Origin of the sequence: Caldisalinibacter kiritimatiensis, assembly GCF_000387765.1 — a bacterium.
In the GTDB taxonomy this organism is placed as follows: Bacteria; Bacillota; Clostridia; order Tissierellales; family Caldisalinibacteraceae; genus Caldisalinibacter; species Caldisalinibacter kiritimatiensis.
The window spans coordinates 1-328 of the sequence record NZ_ARZA01000011.1 but is presented as its reverse complement, the minus strand read 5'-3'; the positions used below and the strand labels follow the sequence as shown (position 1 = coordinate 328).

Genomic DNA, 328 nt, shown 5'->3' with positions numbered 1-328 from the left:
CGAACCCCCGACACACGGATTAGAAGTCCGTTGCTCTATCCAGCTGAGCTATAGGCGCATGTACTGACTTCGTCAGAATTGAAAATTTAAAATTGAAAATCAGATACTATTTATTTTCCAAAATCACAATGATTATTATTTTGAATATTATTTTATATTTTACATTTCACTGCCACAGCAGCGTTTTTGTGGAGCGGGTGAAGGGAATCGAACCCTCGCAACTGGCTTGGAAGGCCAGGGCTCTACCACTGAGCTACACCCGCATGCTTGGTGGAGGGGGCAGGATTCGAACCTGCGAAGGCTGTGCCAGCGGATTTACAGTCCGCCC

General features: G+C 46.0%; 1 tRNA gene. It reads right to left on the bottom strand.

What is annotated here, in order from left to right:
- Positions 1-189: 189 nt before the first annotated feature.
- Positions 190-263: transfer RNA gene (locus tag L21TH_RS00355), tRNA-Gly, on the bottom strand.
- Between the last annotated feature and the right edge of the window lie 65 nt (positions 264-328).